Annotated in this window: 22 protein-coding genes, 1 tRNA gene and 1 pseudogene; 12 read left to right on the forward strand and 12 right to left on the reverse strand. The window is 62.4% G+C overall.

What is annotated here, in order from left to right; translation table 11 throughout:
• The first annotated feature begins 33 nt into the window (after positions 1-33).
• The 4 genes and pseudogenes from C0V74_RS10015 to C0V74_RS13190 all read left to right on the forward strand — a co-directional run.
• The gene (locus C0V74_RS10015) at positions 34-588 is read left to right on the forward strand and encodes a RecX family transcriptional regulator (protein WP_143251648.1); all 555 of its coding nucleotides are present in this window, start codon (positions 34-36) and stop codon (positions 586-588) included.
• Positions 585-1,064 (forward strand): DUF192 domain-containing protein, encoded by a 480-nt coding sequence (locus tag C0V74_RS10020; RefSeq protein WP_143251649.1) that lies wholly within the window; start codon positions 585-587, stop codon positions 1,062-1,064. Before C0V74_RS10015 ends, C0V74_RS10020 begins: the two co-directional genes overlap by 4 nt.
• 40 nt (positions 1,065-1,104) lie before the next feature.
• On the forward strand, positions 1,105-1,518 hold the full coding sequence (locus tag C0V74_RS10025) for an NADH:ubiquinone oxidoreductase subunit NDUFA12 (protein ID WP_131621473.1): 414 nt from the start codon (positions 1,105-1,107) through the stop codon (positions 1,516-1,518).
• Between the two features lie 224 nt (positions 1,519-1,742).
• Positions 1,743-1,916: pseudogene (locus C0V74_RS13190) on the forward strand (DUF2155 domain-containing protein); the annotation flags it as partial.
• 35 nt (positions 1,917-1,951) lie between these two features.
• On the opposite strand, the gene aat reads toward C0V74_RS13190, so the two are convergent.
• On the reverse strand, positions 1,952-2,665 hold the full coding sequence (gene aat / locus C0V74_RS10035) for a leucyl/phenylalanyl-tRNA--protein transferase (protein ID WP_143251650.1): 714 nt from the start codon (positions 2,663-2,665) through the stop codon (positions 1,952-1,954).
• A 73-nt stretch (positions 2,666-2,738) separates the two neighbouring features.
• On the opposite strand from aat, the gene C0V74_RS10040 reads away from it, so the two are divergent.
• Positions 2,739-2,814 (forward strand) — tRNA-Trp (locus C0V74_RS10040).
• Between the two features lie 70 nt (positions 2,815-2,884).
• Here the strand turns inward: C0V74_RS10040 and C0V74_RS10045 are convergent.
• Entirely contained in the window at positions 2,885-3,079 is a 195-nt protein-coding gene (locus tag C0V74_RS10045) for a hypothetical protein (RefSeq protein WP_143251651.1), read from the reverse strand.
• Between the two features lie 573 nt (positions 3,080-3,652).
• Here C0V74_RS10045 and C0V74_RS13330 point away from each other — a divergent pair.
• On the forward strand, positions 3,653-3,967 hold the full coding sequence (locus C0V74_RS13330) for a thermonuclease family protein (RefSeq protein ID WP_337190583.1): 315 nt from the start codon (positions 3,653-3,655) through the stop codon (positions 3,965-3,967).
• Positions 3,968-4,214: 247 nt separating this feature from the next.
• The gene (locus C0V74_RS13285; protein WP_272916574.1) at positions 4,215-4,343 is read left to right on the forward strand and encodes a hypothetical protein; all 129 of its coding nucleotides are present in this window, start codon (positions 4,215-4,217) and stop codon (positions 4,341-4,343) included.
• 714 nt (positions 4,344-5,057) lie between these two features.
• Here the strand turns inward: C0V74_RS13285 and C0V74_RS10055 are convergent.
• The 8 genes from C0V74_RS10055 to C0V74_RS10090 all read right to left on the reverse strand — a co-directional run bounded on the left by C0V74_RS10055 (position 5,058) and on the right by C0V74_RS10090 (position 12,564).
• Positions 5,058-5,390 carry a YnfA family protein gene (locus C0V74_RS10055; RefSeq protein ID WP_143251653.1) on the reverse strand — a complete coding sequence of 111 codons (333 nt, stop codon included), beginning with the start codon at positions 5,388-5,390 and terminating at the stop codon, positions 5,058-5,060.
• On the reverse strand, positions 5,390-5,746 hold the full coding sequence (locus C0V74_RS10060) for a bleomycin resistance protein (RefSeq protein WP_143251654.1): 357 nt from the start codon (positions 5,744-5,746) through the stop codon (positions 5,390-5,392). Before C0V74_RS10060 ends, C0V74_RS10055 begins: the two co-directional genes overlap by 1 nt.
• A 195-nt stretch (positions 5,747-5,941) precedes the next feature.
• Positions 5,942-6,436 carry a spore coat U domain-containing protein gene (locus tag C0V74_RS10065; RefSeq protein WP_246845005.1) on the reverse strand — a complete coding sequence of 165 codons (495 nt, stop codon included), beginning with the start codon at positions 6,434-6,436 and terminating at the stop codon, positions 5,942-5,944.
• Between the two features lie 379 nt (positions 6,437-6,815).
• Complete coding sequence (locus C0V74_RS10070; RefSeq protein WP_143251656.1) at positions 6,816-7,574, reverse strand: calcium-binding protein; 759 nt, start codon at positions 7,572-7,574, stop codon at positions 6,816-6,818.
• Between the two features lie 456 nt (positions 7,575-8,030).
• A complete protein-coding gene (locus C0V74_RS12920; protein ID WP_168194197.1) occupies positions 8,031-8,900 on the reverse strand; it encodes a hypothetical protein in 870 nt (289 codons plus the stop codon).
• 176 nt (positions 8,901-9,076) lie between these two features.
• Entirely contained in the window at positions 9,077-10,942 is a 1,866-nt protein-coding gene (locus C0V74_RS10080; RefSeq protein WP_168194198.1) for an AAA family ATPase, read from the reverse strand.
• A gap of 296 nt (positions 10,943-11,238) precedes the next feature.
• Positions 11,239-11,805 carry a site-specific integrase gene (locus tag C0V74_RS10085; RefSeq protein ID WP_168194199.1) on the reverse strand — a complete coding sequence of 189 codons (567 nt, stop codon included), beginning with the start codon at positions 11,803-11,805 and terminating at the stop codon, positions 11,239-11,241.
• A 24-nt stretch (positions 11,806-11,829) separates the two neighbouring features.
• The gene (locus C0V74_RS10090; RefSeq protein WP_143251660.1) at positions 11,830-12,564 is read right to left on the reverse strand and encodes an Arm DNA-binding domain-containing protein; all 735 of its coding nucleotides are present in this window, start codon (positions 12,562-12,564) and stop codon (positions 11,830-11,832) included.
• Positions 12,565-12,905: 341 nt separating this feature from the next.
• Here C0V74_RS10090 and C0V74_RS12925 point away from each other — a divergent pair, with 341 nt between their 5' ends.
• The 5 genes from C0V74_RS12925 to rplA all read left to right on the forward strand — a co-directional run bounded on the left by C0V74_RS12925 (position 12,906) and on the right by rplA (position 15,376).
• On the forward strand, positions 12,906-13,055 hold the full coding sequence (locus C0V74_RS12925; protein ID WP_168194200.1) for a hypothetical protein: 150 nt from the start codon (positions 12,906-12,908) through the stop codon (positions 13,053-13,055).
• A 210-nt stretch (positions 13,056-13,265) separates the two neighbouring features.
• A complete protein-coding gene (gene secE, locus C0V74_RS10095; RefSeq protein ID WP_131621477.1) occupies positions 13,266-13,460 on the forward strand; it encodes a preprotein translocase subunit SecE in 195 nt (64 codons plus the stop codon).
• Between the two features lie 28 nt (positions 13,461-13,488).
• On the forward strand, positions 13,489-14,025 hold the full coding sequence (gene nusG / locus C0V74_RS10100) for a transcription termination/antitermination protein NusG (protein ID WP_131621479.1): 537 nt from the start codon (positions 13,489-13,491) through the stop codon (positions 14,023-14,025).
• Positions 14,026-14,244: 219 nt separating this feature from the next.
• Positions 14,245-14,676: a 50S ribosomal protein L11 gene (gene rplK, locus C0V74_RS10105; protein ID WP_131621481.1), complete on the forward strand. Its 432-nt coding sequence runs from the start codon at positions 14,245-14,247 to the stop codon at positions 14,674-14,676.
• A gap of 4 nt (positions 14,677-14,680) precedes the next feature.
• Entirely contained in the window at positions 14,681-15,376 is a 696-nt protein-coding gene (gene rplA, locus C0V74_RS10110) for a 50S ribosomal protein L1 (RefSeq protein WP_143251661.1), read from the forward strand.
• A 105-nt stretch (positions 15,377-15,481) separates the two neighbouring features.
• Here the strand turns inward: rplA and C0V74_RS10115 are convergent, their stop codons facing one another.
• Positions 15,482-16,246, reverse strand: coding sequence for a molybdopterin-binding protein (locus C0V74_RS10115; protein WP_143251662.1), 765 nt, complete (start codon positions 16,244-16,246; stop codon positions 15,482-15,484).
• Positions 16,247-16,282: 36 nt separating this feature from the next.
• Positions 16,283-17,773: an NAD(P)/FAD-dependent oxidoreductase gene (locus C0V74_RS10120; protein WP_143251663.1), complete on the reverse strand. Its 1,491-nt coding sequence runs from the start codon at positions 17,771-17,773 to the stop codon at positions 16,283-16,285.
• Positions 17,774-17,778: the final 5 nt, after the last annotated feature.

Consider the following 17,778-nt stretch of genomic DNA (forward strand, 5'->3'; position numbering starts at 1 on the left):
TCGTGATACAGTGTGGCACGAATATGGCGAGCCATGCCAGATGACCGCTCCCGTCGCCCTCGCAAGCCCCGTCCGCTCGACTCCGCGCGGCTGGAGGAACTGGCGCTGGCGTATGTCGCGCGGTTCGCCACCAGCGAGGCGAAGCTCGAGGCCTACCTCGTGCGCAAGATCCGGGAGCGGGGCTGGGACGGCGAACGATCCGCCGACCCGTCGGCCATAGCCCGGCGGTTCGTCGATCTGGGTTATCTGGACGACGAGGCTTACGCCCGCACCAAGAGCGGCGGCCTGCTGCGCCGGGGATACGGCCCGCGCCGGGTCGCCCAGGCGTTGAACGCGGACGGGATCGCGGCGGAAGTGCGCGACGAAATCCGGGCTGACAAGGGCGAGGAACGCCGCGCCGCGATCGCGCTTGCCGCCCGCCGCAGGCTGGGGCCGTGGGGCCCGCCGTCCGACCGTGACCTGCGCCAGAAACAACTCGCCGCGATGCTGCGCGCGGGGCATGGCTTTGACGCGGCGCGCGCGGTAATCGAAGCGCCAAGTATCGCCGCGGCCGAGCAGTGGGCTGCAGAGCCCGAGGAAACCCCATGAAACGCATGATCGCCGCAGCCGCCGTAGCAGCGCTCGCTGCCTGTTCACCCCAGCCTGCGACACAGGCGGGTTCGGCGCCGACCGTCGCCTCAGCCCACCCGGTGTCGGGCTTGCCGGTCGTTCCGCTGACGGTGGCCACCCCCCAGGGGAGCCACACGTTTCAGGTCGAAGTTGCTCGCAGCGCTGAAGAGCAGGCCCAGGGGCTGATGTTCCGCACCAAGCTTGGGCCTGATGAAGGGATGATCTTTCCTCGCCAGCCGAACGATGTGCCCAGCTTCTGGATGAAGAACACGCCGCTGCCCCTCGACATCATCTTCATCGGTCCGGACAGGCGGGTGCTGAACATCGCCGCCCGCACCACGCCGTATTCGCTGGCTTCGGTGGGGGCGGTCGGTCTGTCGAGCGCCGTGCTGGAAATCCCCGGTGGCCGCGCCGCCGAACTCGGCATCGGGCCGGGGGCACGGGTCTCGTGGTAGCGCTTGGCGCTGGTGCGCGAATCGGCTAACCGCGCCGGCCATGGGTTTCTTTTCCAAAATCTTCACCTGGTGGAACGGTGCGACCATCGGCACCTCGCTGTTCAGCGCCCTCAATGGCGAGGAGGTCGGCAGCGATCTGGCCGGCAACCGGTATTTCCGCGCCAAGAAGCGGGTGAAACCGGGCCAGCCGTTCGCGGGTAGCGAGCGGCGCTGGGTGATCTACTCGGGCGCGAACGATTCCAGCAACGTGCCGCCCGAATGGCACGGTTGGCTGCACGGACAATTCGACGGCGTGCCCGAAAGCCGCCTGCCGCCCGCGCGCATCTGGGAGGCCGAACACTCTCCCAACGCGACCGGCACACTCCAGGCATATCGTCCGCAAGGGGCGCTGGAGCGGGGTGGGCGGCGCGCGGCGGCGACCGGTGACTACGAAGCGTGGAACCCGGAAGCCTGACGATGTCGCTCAAGGTCGCTCTGATGGCACCGGCGCTCATCGCGCTGGGCGCCTGTTCGAAAGGTCCGCCGGCGCCGCGCCCCGTCGAAACCGATATTCCGGAAGATCTGCGCAGCACGCAATCCGTTCGGCCGGTCGATGCCGGAGAGGGCAGCCCGATGAAGGACCGCGTCGCGGTGATCGGGGTGCTGAACAAGCGGAACAACCTGTCGCGCGATTTCACCATGAAGCCTGGCGAAGCGCAGCGGTGGGATAACGTCATCGTCCGCCTGGCCGCTTGTGAGCGAACGGCGCCGTGGGAGTTTCCCAAGCAGACAGGCGCCTTCGCCCAGGTTTTCGTCCGCGGAGCCGGGGACAACGATACCTGGAAGAAGCAGTTTTCAGGCTGGCTGTTCAAGGAATCGCCCAGCCTGAACGTGGTCGAGCACCCGATCTACGACGTCTGGGTCAAGGACTGTAAGATGAGCTTTCCGGGCGACGAGCCTCGACCGGCGGCCGCTTCGTCGAGTGCACCGAACGCTGCCGGGAGCGAAGCAGCGCCGACACCCGCCGCGTCTTCGAGCAACGCTACATAACGAGGTTGCGGGATTTCTACCGCGCCGAGCGAGCCCAGATGCTCGGTCATGAACTGGCAGTCCAGCAGGACTGATCCCCCCCGCTTCAGCAATCCGACCAGCCAGGCGAGCGCGACCTTGCTTGCATCGTCGGCGCGGCTGAACATCGATTCGCCGCAGAAAACCCCGCCAAACTGCACGCCGTAAAGGCCTCCGACGAGTTCGGGCGCTTCATCACCGGCCCGCCAGCATTCGATCGAATGCGCATGGCCCTCATCGTGAAGGGCGCGGTAACTCGCCATGATGCGCGCGCTGATCCAGCTGTCCGGATGGTCGATCCGCGGGCGAGCGCATTCTTCGATCACCCGGTCGAACGCGGCGTTGCAGGTGACCTGGAAGTGGTCCTTGCGGATCTTCTTGGCCAGCGACCGCGAGACGTGCAGCCCGTCCAGCGGCAGGATCGCGCGCATCTTGGGCTCGACCCAGAATACTTCCGGATCATCGCGCCCATCGGACATGGGAAAGATGCCGTTACGGTAAGCGAGCAGGAGCAGATCGCTGGGAATGACCGGCGGAGAAGCGGGGGCGTGCATTGCGCCAATCCTAGCAAGGTTTGGCCGCTTGCGATGCAACGCATTTGCACCTACAGCGCGCGCTCTCCAGCGCAGGGGTGTAGCTCAGCTGGTAGAGCATCGGTCTCCAAAACCGAGGGCCGTGGGTTCGAGTCCCTCCGCCCCTGCCAATTGTTTTAGATAGTTAGGTCGAAGCAGAACCGCCCCGTGACGGGGACCTCTAGCCCAGATAAGCACCCGCTAAGCAAGGGGCGAGTTTTCGCGCTCACTTAGCTGGTCGAACCGTTCCGCGACCGATCGCCACATCGCGATGCCGCCTTCGTCTCCTTCAAGAGCAAGCCGTCCGATCTGCTCGGCTATGTACTGAGGACCATACTCACCGTGCGTTCTCTCGACCCACAGGGCTACGGCCCAAAGCTCTTTGTCGCGGGTCATCATGCGCTCAGTCTGCCAGCAATCGTCTGATCTCGACTACCCGAAAGTGCCATTACGGGGGTTTAGAGCGAAAGCGTCCAAAACCGGCGGAATACTGCCATTTTTTGAGGGCAGCCCTGAAACCTGAAATGCGAGATACTTTCGGTAGTTTCCGGTAAACCGGCCCGCGACCGCGCCTCAGGGTGGGAGCGGCTCGCCATTCCGCCGAGCATCGGCCCCTTGTGGCCATTCCCCGCGCGGGTGCCCCATCGTTGACAACCGGCCGTGCCTGCGGGTCGTAGCGGGGCAACCTGTCGCTAGAGCGGCCCGGCTATTGGATGCTTCGCCTAATGGTGGCATCTTGGGATCATGAGGGGCCCAGGCAGGCATATAAAGCGGCGACCGGTCGAGCTTTTCGACTTTCGAAAGGAGGTTCGCCGTTCGAAGCGTACGCGTCGCATGGCATCGCTGAAGCTGATCGCAGGTGGCCTGGGAGCCGGTGTGGCGCTTGGGCTGAGCATCATATCATGGCCAGCGATATCCGGCAGCTTGTGGTCTTCGTCCCGATCTCCCGCATTCGCCGTCTGCGGGCTTATGGGCGGAAATTGTGTGATCGACGGGGACACCTTTCATCTCGATGGCGTGAAAATTCGCATCGCTGATATCGATACGCCAGAATTGAAAGGGCGGTGCGATTGGGAAATCCAGAAGGCGCAGGAGGCGCGGGATCGGCTGGCCGTGCTTCTGAGCGAAGGGCCATTCGAGCTTCAACCAATAAGCGACCGAGACGAGGATCAATATGGGCGAAAGTTGCGGGTCGTCACCCGCGACGGACGATCGCTTGGCGATCAACTCGTAAGCGAAAGGCTAGCGAGAACGTGGACTGGGCGCCGGGAACCTTGGTGTTGAGGCCCGGAAGGCACGCCGCAGGTCGTTTTTATCTGGGAAGCTACTGCCGAAGTCTCAGATCATTGCGATGCTCATGGTGACGTATGGGCAGCGTGCATGTTCGCTTATGAGCGGCTGACAGGGTGATCACCTTGCGTTCTGTTCCTTCTTCGTTCCAGATAAGGAATGGGACGCCAAGTACTCGATTCGGTCAAAGAGTTTGCCCGGCTGGGCTATCGCGTGCGATTTACCTGCCAGGCATGACTACGTGATCGACGCGATCGCGGTCGAACTTATGGTGCAGCTACATGGGCGTCGGCAGTCGCTCGCGGTAAATCAGGTCGAACAGCTCGAAGTGCGGGGAGCGTCGGGCGAAGGTGTCCGCAGCGCTGACTAAGTGGCTAAATCGCTAAGCGCTACTCGTCGGCTTCGCGTTTCGGAAACCTCGTCGAACCCATGCCACGGCCATGCCAAGGATATAAAGCACCCCGGCGGGCAGTGCGCCGTAAAAAATTGTCCGCGTCCAAAGATACTCAGTGCGAGTAGGGCACTCGACATACCAACCATGTTGTGCCGACCCGCTTGGTTTCCACGATCCTGACCGATCGCAAGGTTGGGCCTCGGGCAAGCTGCTAGCTCGCTCCCAGAAAAGACGGCCCCGTTCGGGTTGCGTGAGATCCATTTCCTCGGACGTGAACGGCACTCGGAATGACGTGGTGTCGTGGATATCGTAAGCGAGAACTGCTGGTAAAATCCCCAACGCGATCGAGACTACAAGCCACAGGCGCTGCCAGCCATTCATTGTCACTCCCCTCCCGACGAGGTTTGCATGGCAATCGGCAGACGCGCAATCCTGCGCTGGTTGGAAGAATGCTGAGCCTATCTTCGCTTGCGGTCAGTGCGGGGGCCGAAATCCACAACCTCCCCCTCTTGTTGATGTTAGTGCTCACGGCGCGCAGATGCGATTTCATGTCTGCTTAGCGGCGCTTGCTGCCGTTCGGCTGGTGTCCGGAATTGGGTGGAAAGCGGTCGAGCGGCGATCCACATGAATGTCTTGCGAGGGCCAAGGCGACTGCGGACCAACCGAATCGAGCTCAATCGTGGTCGATATTCAGGCGGCGTAGCTGCCGCGAGGCCCCCATAGGATTATTGCCGCACCGATCAGGCAGATCGCTCCACCCACCAAATCCCACCTATCCGGCCTCACCTCTTCGGCAAGCCAGAGCCAAAGCAGAGCCGAGATTATGTAGACGCCGCCATAGGCCGCGTAGGTTCGACCCGCGTGTTCGGCATCGACCAAAGTAAGCAGGTAGGCAAACAAACAGAGCGATGCGACGCCCGGAGCCACCCACCACGGCGATCTATCCAGCCGCAGCCATGCCCAAAATGCGAAGCAGCCTGCGATCTCGGCAAGCGCCGCCCCAATGTAAGTAAACGCAGTCATCAGGTTTGAATAATCCGCAGGAGTGTCCCGTCCGGGTCGATTAGCGCCGCAATAGTAGGTCCACTGTCCTCTTCCTGTGGCGGCTGAACACGAGGCTGCCCCCAGCATTGCTCTGGCACCCCCGCGTCAACGCAAACGGCATAGAATCCTGACAAGTCATCCAGCCGAAGGCAGCAACTGAACCAGCTTTCTGCTGGGTTCAGGTCGGGGTGAGGAAAGAACTCAAGCGTTAGTCCATCCCGCGTCAGGATCATCCAGCCATCGTCGCGCCAACCTTCGACGAAACCCAAAGCCGAGTAAAAGCGGGAAGTTGCCTCGAAGTCCCTAGACGGCAGATTAGGCGTGGCGTGATCCATCCGGGTCTCCTCGCTGCCAACCATGCGATCCGCGCCGAATGTCCGCAATGGGGTCGCTTGCGGCTGGTCCGCTTTTCGAGAGCGCGGGTGCGAAGCGGTCGATCTGTTAGCAGGCGGGGCAGCGCCGGTCGTCTGCGTCTGATATTGGGTGGAAAACGGAAATTTGCGAGCTCCTGAGCAAGCAAGACCTCACAATTAGAAGTTCAGGGTCACCGTCAAAGTATCGTCATATTGTCCGACAATCGTCAGCGCAGCAGCCGGCACTCGTCCGTAGACCGGTACGTTGATCGGTGATCCACTACCCGAATTTCCGGAAAAGTTTTTAGAATTTCCCTTGCCCCACACATTCTTCCGCCCGCTGTCTAAATAGACATTGTAGGCCAGTGATGTACCAAGAGGGCCTGTCATTCGCCGCTTGTTAGTTGCTTGGGGATTCAGGCCGTCGTCAATCTCAATCGAGAAGGAAGTGTTCGGGGCACACGCGACGGTCAGTGTGGTAGTAGCGTCGATATTCACTGATAGCAGGGCGTTGCTTGCCACAAACGACAACGGTCGTGCTTGGAGGGAGCAACCCGATTCAACTCGCAGAATAGCTGGCACGGTGTTGGTGGCTGTCCCGGCAGAAACGGGGGCGCAGGCGAACGCAAGGCAAGCCGCGGTTGCGGCACCAATTGCGCGATTCACCAGCATGGTCACAACTCTTTCCCCATCCCGCTTCGTTAGCGAGCAAGGAATAGAATTTAGTAAACGCGGCGTTGGCGATGAGTCCGCTCTTTGCGGCACGCGTTTGATGGAGAGGGTTGCGGTCTAGCCCCGGCGTCTCGTCTGATGGATCGTCAAGAGGAGAGAGGGCTAGGCCGCGAGACTTGGATACGACGATATGGTAACTGTTTGGTTAAAGCTGACGGGAAAGTAGTGTGGTCTAGCCAGGCGGGGCTGACGCTATGGTCCGCTATGGGGTCGTTTGCCGCCTGTCGGCTTCTGGCCGGTTCAGCCGAGAAGCTGACTATCGGCTAAGAGGCACAGCTAAGATTCGCAGCTACTCCCGATATTGGGTGGGAAGCGGACATCAAGGGAAGTGGATCATTTCAGTGAATACCGGTGTTGGACCACCCATTTCCATAAATGAGAGTTGCAAATCAGAAGGCTGATAGTGGCCTTGGAACGTGAGCACAAAATCCGCTGTAGTATCACCGTCGTTGTTGAACAACTTGAGGACCGTGGTATCACCCACAAGTAAGACTGTTGCCTGCCCGTTCACGCCCGACGGTTGGTCAAGCGGTGAGTCTCCAACAAAATCGTATGTTTGGACTCCCTCCACCGATTCATTGGCGTCCCAACGATCTTCTGAATAACCCACGAAGATACGGTCGATGCCGACCTGGTAGTCGGTGATGATGTCGCCGATCCCGCGGGAGTCACTCTGATTCAAGAAGATGAACCAATCGTCATCCGCTCCGCCGGTCAGCGTGTCTGCTCCGCCCGCTCCTAACAATTCATCATGACCAAGCCCTCCATCGAGCGTGTCGTCGCCTACGCCACTGTTCAATATATCAACGCCGGATCCTCCAGAAAGAATGTCGCGCCCATCGTCACCGATCAGAGTGTCATTGCCCGCGCCACCATCTAGATAATCATCGCCCTGCTCACCGTAGAGCCTGTCGTTGCCATCGCCGCCATAAAGCTTATCATTTCCGCCGCGGCCAAAAAGGTAGTCATTGCCACCCAACCCGTTCAGGGTGTCGTTTCCGCTGTCGCCAGCTAGTGAGTTATCGCGCGCAGTCCCCGTTAGCGTCCGATCTACTGGTGGTTTGGTTGGCTTACCCATGTCGACACTCCCCACATGATCGCGTCCGCAGCATTGGGACTACGAGGCACGCGACTCGTTCGGTAACCTGTCGTTAGGCGCGAAGGTGCTCTCGATGCCACCGTGCGTCAATAACCCAAGCAGATTAGACGCTTCGCTAGCGGTCGAGTGTTAGTGCGCTTACTCATCCATCTGCTGAGCAGAGCAGCGGAGGTGCGTAAGCGTCTGCTATGGGGTCGTTAGCGGAATGGCAGCTTATGTTGCCCCAGATCAGTTAGCCGTCTCACGCCGATTGGGCCCTTGGCGCAGTGCACGACCGTAAGCAGGCGCACCGTAGAGGCCTCATATGCACGGAACCGCCACGCTTCATGCCGAGGAGGCTAATCGAGCGCCGCTAGTCCCCGCCGCAAGATTGAGCGCAATTCCGCGGCGAGCAGCAGGGTGTCAGCCGAGTAGCGCCCATGCTTGAGAGCGTTGTTATTTCCCTTGGGCGCGCCGGGGGACTGCCCCCCGTGCATCCGACAGCGATTCCTCCCCTTGATCGCTGGAGATTGGCACTCCGTCCCCGAACGGGTCCGAGCCAAGCAGCGCGGGGCCGAGTGCATAGGGTTGTTGCTCGCCTTTTCCATTCATCCCCCCTGTCTGCACGGTCGCGGTGACGACCGCCTGGCCGCCGCGGTTGTCGATGTGCACATGTTTGATGGTCTGAGTGCCCTCGCGTTGGAGCTTGGCCAAGACCTCCGCCTGCCGGGTGTAGAGTCCCAACAGCTTAGTCGAGAGATTGCCGAACAGTTGGGCGTGATCGACCATATCCGACTGCCCGATGTTCGCGAGGGCACGCATCGCGGCGTCATGGGTCGCCGCCATCTGAACTAGCAGCGTGCTTTGCACCGTGTCCTTGGCCCCTCCGCCTGTGATGAAGGCCAGGTCGGAATTGAGCCGCGAAGCAGTCAACCCGTGGCGATCGGCTTTGCCGTGATAGTTGGCGAGGTCGCCTAGCCGCTGGTCAAGATACTCCTGCTTCCCGCTCGCCATTGCGTCGGTCAGGCGGAGCATGGTCAGGGTCACTTGCTCGGGCCCCGTGTTGCCCGGTCCGATCGTCTTGCCCTTCTCTCCATCGGCCAACACGTAGCTCGGTGGATTGGCACGCTCCCAGAAGCGCCGCATAAGCTGGACGACCTCCTGCTTCGACTGCTTCGGCAGGTTGGCCCATCCCGGCAGGTGCGTAGCGCACCGTTCGGCGATCTCGTCGTCCGTACCTTCGCCCGATACGATGAACGCTGCGGGCCGCGAGTCCGGCTGTTTTGTGGCTGTATTATCAGCCGAGGACGCCTTGCGCGTGGCCATCAGATCAATACTCCAAGACGCAAGCGCAGGGCCCCTAATGGGGCGCGCCAGCGCGTACGTAGTACAGTGTGTGTGTTACCCTCAGTCACCCGCAGTGCTTTCAATGGGTTGGCTGGTATTCTCCCGCGTTCCTCGCAAGTGTTACCCGCACCGTTGCCCGCAACAATATCAAGCACTTAGCCCGCCCCTTCAATAGTTTCCCGCAGGCCAAAGACTGGCTTGCGATCGGGGCCATTCCAAAGCAGCGCGCGCTCGATTGCGTTGATACGGAACAGGCGATCCATCGCTGCTTCCAGCCGGTCCTTCCCGATGCTCTTGCTTTCGACCATCTTGGCAAACTCGGTGGGCGCGTACGTTGGCCCGCGGCGTTCCGACACGGCGCGCTGCTGCTTCACCCGCTCCCGGAGGCAGGTTAGGAACAGGTCATTGTCAGCAGTCGCTTTGATCGTGGCAGCCAGTTCCTTGGCCCGTTCGGGGGGCAGCGAATCCTCGCGAACGAAGGCTCCATCCACCCACAGGAAGCGCAGCGCTTCACCCTTTTCGGCATAGTTGGCCTTGCCAACCGTGAGCGTCCGCACATCCGTTTCAAGATCGTGCGTAAGGACGATTTGCGAGCGCACCGCGTTGAGCCAGGCCGTCGAGCCCGAGTAATCCGCCCCCGACTTGTTGGGATGCCCGATCAAGAACACCGCCGCACCCGTCTCTCCGGCGAGCCGGTTCAGCAAGTTGACGAAGCGGGTCACGTCGCCTCGGCTGTTCTCGTTGCCAGCGAATAGGTGGGCCACGTTGTCGAGCGCCACGATCTTGGCGCCAGTCGCCTTGAGCATCCGTTGCAGCCGATCGAAGGCGGGTGCGGGGGTCAAGGTGCCGTCAGCCGCGAATAGCCCCAATTCGTTGTCCAGAGCGCCCCTCAGGCTAATCAGGTGCAGTTTCCCAGCCAAGGCATCCATCCGCACCCCGAGCGCCTCACAGATACGCTCCTGGCGCCAATGAAGCTGCGCCTCGTCATCCTCGCAGGTGAGGTAGATCGCGGGGCACTCGAGGGTTGTGACCCCCAGGCAAGTCAACCCGGCCGCGGCACAGGTCGCAAGCTGCTGGCCGAGCAGCGACTTGCCCGCGCTTCCCGCACCCGTGAACAGCGTGACTTCCGCCAACGGCGCCAGCCGCTCGACCGCGAACACCTTGGCGATGGGCCGGACCTTGGAGAGCGCATCGAGATCGAGCGTCGGCATGGGCAGGGCGCCACCGGCCAGCGCCTTGTCGGCAAGAGCGCGCAGATCTTCTGCAGTGCCGGTCCAATCGATAATATCGCCCTTCGGCGGCAGCCCGGGAAGCTCGAGGATGATAGCGCTGCCGCCGTACGCCTCGACCTCGGTTTTCACCCTCTCCGCGAACGCGAGCCCGGGCGCATCGTTGTCGGGCAGAATGACAAGGCGAGTACCCTCACCGAACGCCTCCCCGTATTCTTCGCGCCATCCGTTCGCGCCGAAGGCAACGGCGGTGGCGAGGAAACCCCACGACGCCAGCTTGTCCGCTTTCCGCTCCCCCTCGACGAAGAAGATCGGTGGCTCGGGCTCACCAGCCGCACGGGCTTTGTGAGCCGCGTCCACCAGTTCCGTGAAACGGTAGGGCAGGCGGGTGACGCCATCTAAACCGGCCACCCACGACCCACTTTCGAACCGCTCAGCTACGAAGCGCTTGTTATGCCCCAGCGCCTCAAGCCGCCGCGTCCGAAAGACCGGCTCGCCGTTCCTGTCGTCATAAACATGAACCCCCGTCTCCCGCCATTTGGGAGGCGCCTGGGGCCGATCGGCTCCGAGGGGTGAGATTATCCCGGCCTCGCGCAGCCGGTCCTTCACGGCGAGCGCGTCGCCACCATTGAAGGTGTGGACCAGCACGCCGTCAGGGGCGTTCGCATCAACCTTTACCGTGGTCCCCCGGTCTTTGTTCGAATGGCCCTCGGTAGGGCAGTGCACGGTATCTCCGTTCACCACCCCGCCGAGGACAGCGGCAATCCGTTGAGGATCGGGGGCGTGGGCCATCCGGGCGGCCTTACGCCACAGCCAGAAGGTCGAGCTGCACCCCATCGGTCGGCGCAGGCCCGTACTCAGGCACGACCCACACCACCTGCTTGCGACCGCTTACACCTTCACGGCGGCGCCCGCTGTCCACGATCAAACCGCGCTTGTGTAGTTCGGCTAGGCGGGGGCGGCTGGAATACCGCTCCCACTCGTACCGGCTAGCGACTTCATCGCTCGTCGCGCCAACGGGGCCACGTTCGCGGACGAAGCGCAGCGCCAGGTTGGAGCGGCAGCGCCCGGTCCTAGGGATGCATTTTTCATGCAGCGCCCCGCAGCTTCACGACGCGCGCCTTGCCCGCGACGGTCGCCAGCAGCGTGTCGGCCCATTTGTCCAGCGCCGCCCGGCGCTCCGGCTCGAACGCATAGACTTGGTACACGCCCTTGACCCCGGACTCTGTTTCGGTGCGGTGCCCCAGCAGCCTCTCGACCACTTCGGGGGGCGTTCCCGCTCGTTGGCATCCACGGGCGAAGGTCCGCCGCGTGTCATGAACCACGAAGGGCTCGATCGGCAGTGCTGCGCGGTCGTCGTCTTTGGCCTCGCACGCCTCCACCGCCCGCATCGCTTTATCGAGCCGTTGCTTGGCTCGGCTGAACCCGGACACCGGCGACTCCCCGTTGGTTGTGAAAATGAAGTCCTTGCCCTCTTTCCCTTGGATACGCGGCAGGTCCTTCACGATTGCCAGCGCCGCGGGCGAAAGGTGAACCCAATGGGGTTGGCCATTCTTCATCCGATCGCCGGGGATCAACCAACTGCGTTCGTCCAAGTCGATTTCCGACCAGCGACCTTCCGCGACCTCCCGGAGCCGCAGGCCGGTCAGGAGCAACAGTTGGTAGATCGGGCCGAAGGGCTACCCGAGGACTTTCGACGCTACCCACATCAGACGCTGCTCGCGGCGGTCTAGGTGACGCTCCCGCTTACCCCCGGCTTGCGGGCGATCGACTTCCGCGAAGGGCGACTGCGACAATGGGAACAGCTTGCGGTGCTTCGCGTGGGCGTGGGCGAAGATCGCCCGCAGCGCGACATGAGCCTTGAGCGCGGCAGAGGGGCTACGCTCGCCAACCTTCGCAAGCTGGTCGTTTATATCGTCCGCGCCGATCGAGGGCAGGGGGGTGGCACCAAACGCAGGCCGCAGATCGCGATCAATGATCGCGTCCTGCTCCTTCCAGCGCCGGAGAGACTTCTTTGCAGTTGTTACGTAACTGTCTGCCGCGATCCCACAAGCCAGCTTCTGTAATGCGGCCTCGGTTTCGGCCTGTTGCACTGCCCGCGTCTTGGCAGCGGCGACAACTTGGCGCTCAGCCTCAAACGGATCGACCTTGCGGCGAACCTGCTCCAGCAATTCGGCGGCGCGATCCCGGGCGGTGTCCGGCGTCCACGGAGAACCATGGCGCCCGATCGTGACGCGGCGCGTTGGAGAACCCCGCCCGCCGACCCGGTATTGGATGAGGTAGGACCGCGCGCCCTGGTCGGTGACCATGCACCCGAAACCCTTGAGCGTGTCGTCCCACAGGTAAGCCCGCTTTCCACCTGCCGGGAGCGCTATAGCGTCGACAGCCCGCTTGGTGATGCGCCCGGTAGCCATCGGATAAGCACCGGACTAGCACGCTAGCGGAACCGTGTGAAGGCGTGCGATGGGGAAAAGCGAAACGAGAAGGGAACAAGTGTGGACATTCGAGGCATCTTGAGTCGTCCGGAGCCATCAAGCGAGCATGAGCGCGGTGCTCCAAAACCGAGGGCCACGGGTTCGAATCCTGTCACCCCTGCCAATTTCTCCCAAACCTTGGTCAGTTTGACTATCCATCTGGATGAACCGGCTTCTGCGCCGGATTCAGCGGGTTAGCTTTAGTTAGTCCCGGAACCGCGGCGTCGAAGCGAGCGTTACCAGCGACAACCGGAGGGCAAACGGTTCTAGGAGGAATTTACATGTCTGGTCTCTCTTTCCGCAGCAGCCGCCCCGATTCCTGGGTGCACCCGCGTCCCTTTCATGACGCATCGACGCGCCACCAGATGTACGGCCCCATCCGCCCGATGGAAGAGCCGGGCCTGCTGGCGCGCCTGTTCGGGCGCGGCTGACGGCACCGGTTGAAATTGGCGCGCGACCGTCCCTGGTCGCTCGCTTGCTTTTGCTGTCAGCCCGCCGTAATGGCGGTCCCGCTTTTTCCGACAGATGAGCATTGCTTGCCATCCCGGCACTTGAACCGGGGCGGCGGCAAGTCCTATCTGAAATAGGGGGGCCTCTCCCGGAAGACGCGCAACCAAATCGAAGCGAGAGCTGACGTTATCATGGCCAAGACCAGCCCGGCGGAATTCATCAACCAGGTACGCGCCGAAGGGCGCAAGGTCGTCTGGCCGAGCCGTGAAGAGACGGTTCGCACCGCGATCTTCGTGGCGATCATGATGGTGATCCTCTCCGTCTTCTTCCTGGGTGTCGACACCTTGTTTGGCGCAATCATGCGCTTCCTGCTGTCGCTCGCCTGACGCTTTTCACGGGACTTCAGACGCAAGTATGGCTCGCTGGTACATCATCCACGCCTATTCCGGGTTCGAGAACAAGGTTCGCGACGCGATCATCAGCGAGGCGGAACGGCTGGGCTTGTCCGAAGCGGTGGAAGCGGTCGAAGTGCCGACCGAAACCGTGACCGAGGTGAAGCGCGGCAAGAAGGTCCAGGTCGAACGCAAGTTCATGCCGGGCTACGTCCTGGCCAAGCTGACGATGACCGACGACGTCTACCACCTCGTCAAGAACACCCCCAAGGTCACGGGCTTCCTGGGTTCCGGCAACAAGCCGCAGGCCATCTCCGAACGCGACGCCGCGCGCTATTTCGGCGGGATGGAAGAAGCCAAGGCCGCGCCCAAGCGCCAGGTCAGCGTCGATTACGAGATCGGCGATCAGGTCAAGGTCAATGCCGGTCCTTTCGCCAGCTTCAACGGCCTGGTGGAGGAGCTCGATTTCGACAAGCAGCGGGTCAAGGTCAGCGTATCGATCTTTGGACGCGCTACTCCGGTCGAATTGGGGTTCGAGGAAGTCGAACTGGTCAAGTGAGCCGGCGTTTCTGATCACCTCATCGCGGGCGTCCATTGGGGCGTCCTTGAGCCGATAACCTTGCATACGCGCCGACACTTGAGTAAGGGCGCGCCTTCCCCACGCATCAGCACCGGGATTCCACGCGGGAGAGAACTCTTTCGGAGCTTCTCGTTGACCGCTTACCATGAGCTGCGCTGGCCCTGTCCAGCGCGGCGACAGTGAGAAAGGAGGCCTTTCATGGCCAAGAAGATCGACGGCTATATCAAGCTGCAGGTGCCCGCGGGCACCGCCAACCCGTCGCCCCCGATCGGCCCCGCCCTGGGTCAGCGCGGCGTCAACATCATGGAATTCTGCAAGGCGTTCAACGCGTCGACCGGCGAGATGGAAAAGGGCATTCCGCTCCCCACCGTCATCACCGTCTACAGCGACCGCAGCTTCACCTTCGTCACCAAGACGCCCCCTGCCAGCTTCCTCATCAAGAAGGCTGCGAACCTGAAGTCGGGTTCGAAGGAGCCGGGCAAGGTTTCGGCCGGAACGATCGCTCGCTCGAAGCTGTCCGAGATCGCCGAGATGAAGATGAAGGATCTCAACGCGAACGACGTTGAACAGGCAACCAAGATCATCGAAGGCTCCGCCCGCTCGATGGGTCTCGAAGTCGTGGAGGGCTGAGACGATGGCCAAGCAGACCAAGAAGGCGAAAGCCGTTTCGCAGATCGACCGCGACCAGCTGTACAGCTTCGACGCTGCGCTGAAGTTGCTGCGCGAGAACGCCAGCGCCAAGTTCGACGAGACCCTCGAAGTCGCGATGAACCTGGGCGTGGATCCGCGCCATGCTGACCAGATGGTCCGCGGCATGGTGTCGCTGCCCTCGGGCACCGGCAAGGCCGTCAAGGTCGCGGTGTTCGCGCGTGGCGACAACGCCGACAAGGCGCTCGCCGCCGGGGCCGACAAGGTCGGTGCCGAAGACCTGATGGAAGACATGCAGGCCGGCAATCTCGATTATGACCGCGTGATTGCCACGCCGGACATGATGGGCGTGGTCGGGCGTCTGGGTAAGGTGCTCGGTCCCAAGGGCCTGATGCCGAACCCGAAGCTCGGCACGGTGACCCCGAATGTCGAGCAGGCCGTCAAGGACGCCAAGGGCGGCCAGGTCGAATTCCGCGTGGAGAAGCAGGGCATCATCCACTCAGGGCTCGGCAAGCTGTCGTTCTCTGATGAAGACCTGAAGACCAACTTCTCGGCCTTCACCTCGGCGATCGTGCGGGCTAAGCCAGCCGGCGCCAAGGGCAAGTACCTGCGCAAGGTCTCGCTCACTAGCACGATGGGACCGGGCCTTAAGCTCGACATCGCTGACATCGAGAACGCCTGAGTCCTCGGTTGACGGAATAAGGGGCTGGCGGAGCGATCCGCCGGCCCTTTTTTCATGTCGTCACGTGCCGTGCGGCAATCGCGAGGCCACTGTCGCTGGCGGTCGCTAGATCTCTTCGGGATGAACCGCGTAGCCGGCGTGCTGCAGGTCGGCCGTCAGTGCGGCGACACAGTCCGCCAGTACCGCCTCGTCGGTCGATCTGACCACGAAGTTCGCTCCGACCCGCCCATCGCGAAAGAAGGGGTAGCTGCCGATCTGCACCCCTTCGTGTTTCTTCTCAGCCGCGCGCAGGATGTCAGCGACTTCGCTTTCCGCCACCCAGCAGCCGATGGTCCGCGCGATCAGCGGTGCGCCGCCTTCCAGCGTGCCGGTCAGCGCGTCGAGCATACCCGCGGTGATATGCGGGACGCCGGCCATGATGAACATGTTGCCGATGCGAATCCCGGGGGCACCGGACATGCGGTTGGGGATCAGTTCGGCGCCCTCGGGCACTCGCGCCATCCGCAGCCGCGCATCGGTGAGCGCGCTGCCGCGGCCGGTGTAGTACCGCTCCAGCATTTCCCGCGCCTGCGGATGGATCACCACCGGCACGCCAAGCGCGGCGGCCACGGCATCGACCGTGATGTCGTCGTGAGTGGGGCCGATGCCTCCGGTGGTGAACAGATAATCGTTGCGGGTCCGCAGGGCATTCACCGCTTCGACGATCCGCCCTTCGACATCCGGCACCACCCGCACTTCGGCGAGGCGGATGCCCTGCACCTGCAGCCAGCTGGCGATCTGGGCGATGTTCTTGTCGTGTGTCCGGCCCGACAGGATCTCGTCGCCGATCACGATCAGCGCAGCGGTCCAGATGCGATCGGGGGTGGTCATCTGCGCGGGCTAGGCGATTTCCCGGGTTCTGCCTAGTTACTCGGCCGCCTCAAGCTGCTGTCCGGTGGACGTGGCCGCCCGGTCAAACTTGAGCACGCCGTCATCGATGGGCGAGGTGGCCAGCGCCTTGCGGTCGAAGCGATAGTCCTGGTTCAACCGCCATGGCAGGCTGACCGCGCTTTTGGGCATGATGTGCTTGCTGCGCTGGATGTAACCGCTCGAAAAGTCGAACAGGTCTTCCTCGACCAGCCCGTGGTCTTCCGGCAGCGCCGGATCGGCGACGTTCGCCCCAATCGCCTCCATGTGGTTGAGCACCTTGCAGACGAATTCCGAGTTGATGTCGGCGCGCAAGGTCCAGCTGGCGTTGAGATACCCGAACACGACAGAGAAGTTCGGCAGGTTCGAGAACATGCAGCCCTTGTAATAGAACCGCTCGCTGAACTCGACCGGCGCGCCGTCCTGGCTGACAGCGATCTTGCCGGCGACGGCCAGCTTGAGACCGGTTGCCGTGACCACGATGTCCGCCGGGACGCGGCGTCCGTCGGTCAGGCGAACCGCATCCTTCTCGAATGCCGCGATGTTGCCGGTGACGACTTCGGCCTTGTCCTCGCGGATGGCGGTGAACAGATCGTCGTCCGGCACCAGGCAGAGCCGCTGATCCCAGGGGTTGTAAGGCGGGGTCCAGGTGGCCGCATCGTATCGGTCGCCAAGCGAGTTCTTGATCCGCTTGTGCAGCGCCTCCTTCACCTTTTCGGGCGCCGAGCGGGCGCGCTTGAAGGCGACGTCCTGCAGCAGCACGTTCTTCCACCGGGTGATGCGGTAGGCGAGTTCTTCCGGCAGGTATTTGCGCAGGGTATTGGCAATTCCGTCCTTCGCCGGGCGGGAGAACATCCACGTCGGCGTGCGCTGGAGCATCGTCACCTTGGCGGCGCGGTCGCTCATGGCCGGGACGATGGTCACGGCAGTCGCGCCAGAGCCGACCACCACGACCCGCTTGCCGCTGTAGTCGAGGTCCTTGGGCCAGAACTGTGGGTGGATCACCTGCCCTTCGAACTGCGACAGATCGAAGCCGGCGTCATACGGATCGTCGTAATCGTAATAGCCCGTGCCGAGGTACAGCCAGTTGGCCGTGGTCGTGGCGCGCTTGCCGTCCTGCTCGTAAGTCACATGCCAGCAGGCTTCATCCGCACGCCAGTCGGCGGCGATGACCTTGCTGTCATAGGTGATCTTGTCGCGGATGCCGCGCTCGTCGACGATCCGGTGGAGATAGTCGAGGATCGCAGGGCCATCAGCGATCGATTTTTCGTGCTTCCAAGGTTCGAACTTGAACCCGAGCGTGTGCATGTCGCTGTCGGAGCGGATGCCAGGGTAGCGGAACAGATCCCAGGTACCGCCAAGATCGGATCGCCTTTCGAGCACGGCATAGCTGCGATGCGGACACATCATTTCCAGGTGAGCGGCCATGCCGATGCCGGATATCCCGGCGCCGACGATCAGCACGTCGTGGTCGCACGCGGTCAGGCTCATCACTC

Origin of the sequence: Altererythrobacter sp. TH136 (genome assembly GCF_007065885.1) — a bacterium.
GTDB lineage: Bacteria > Pseudomonadota > Alphaproteobacteria > Sphingomonadales > Sphingomonadaceae > Tsuneonella.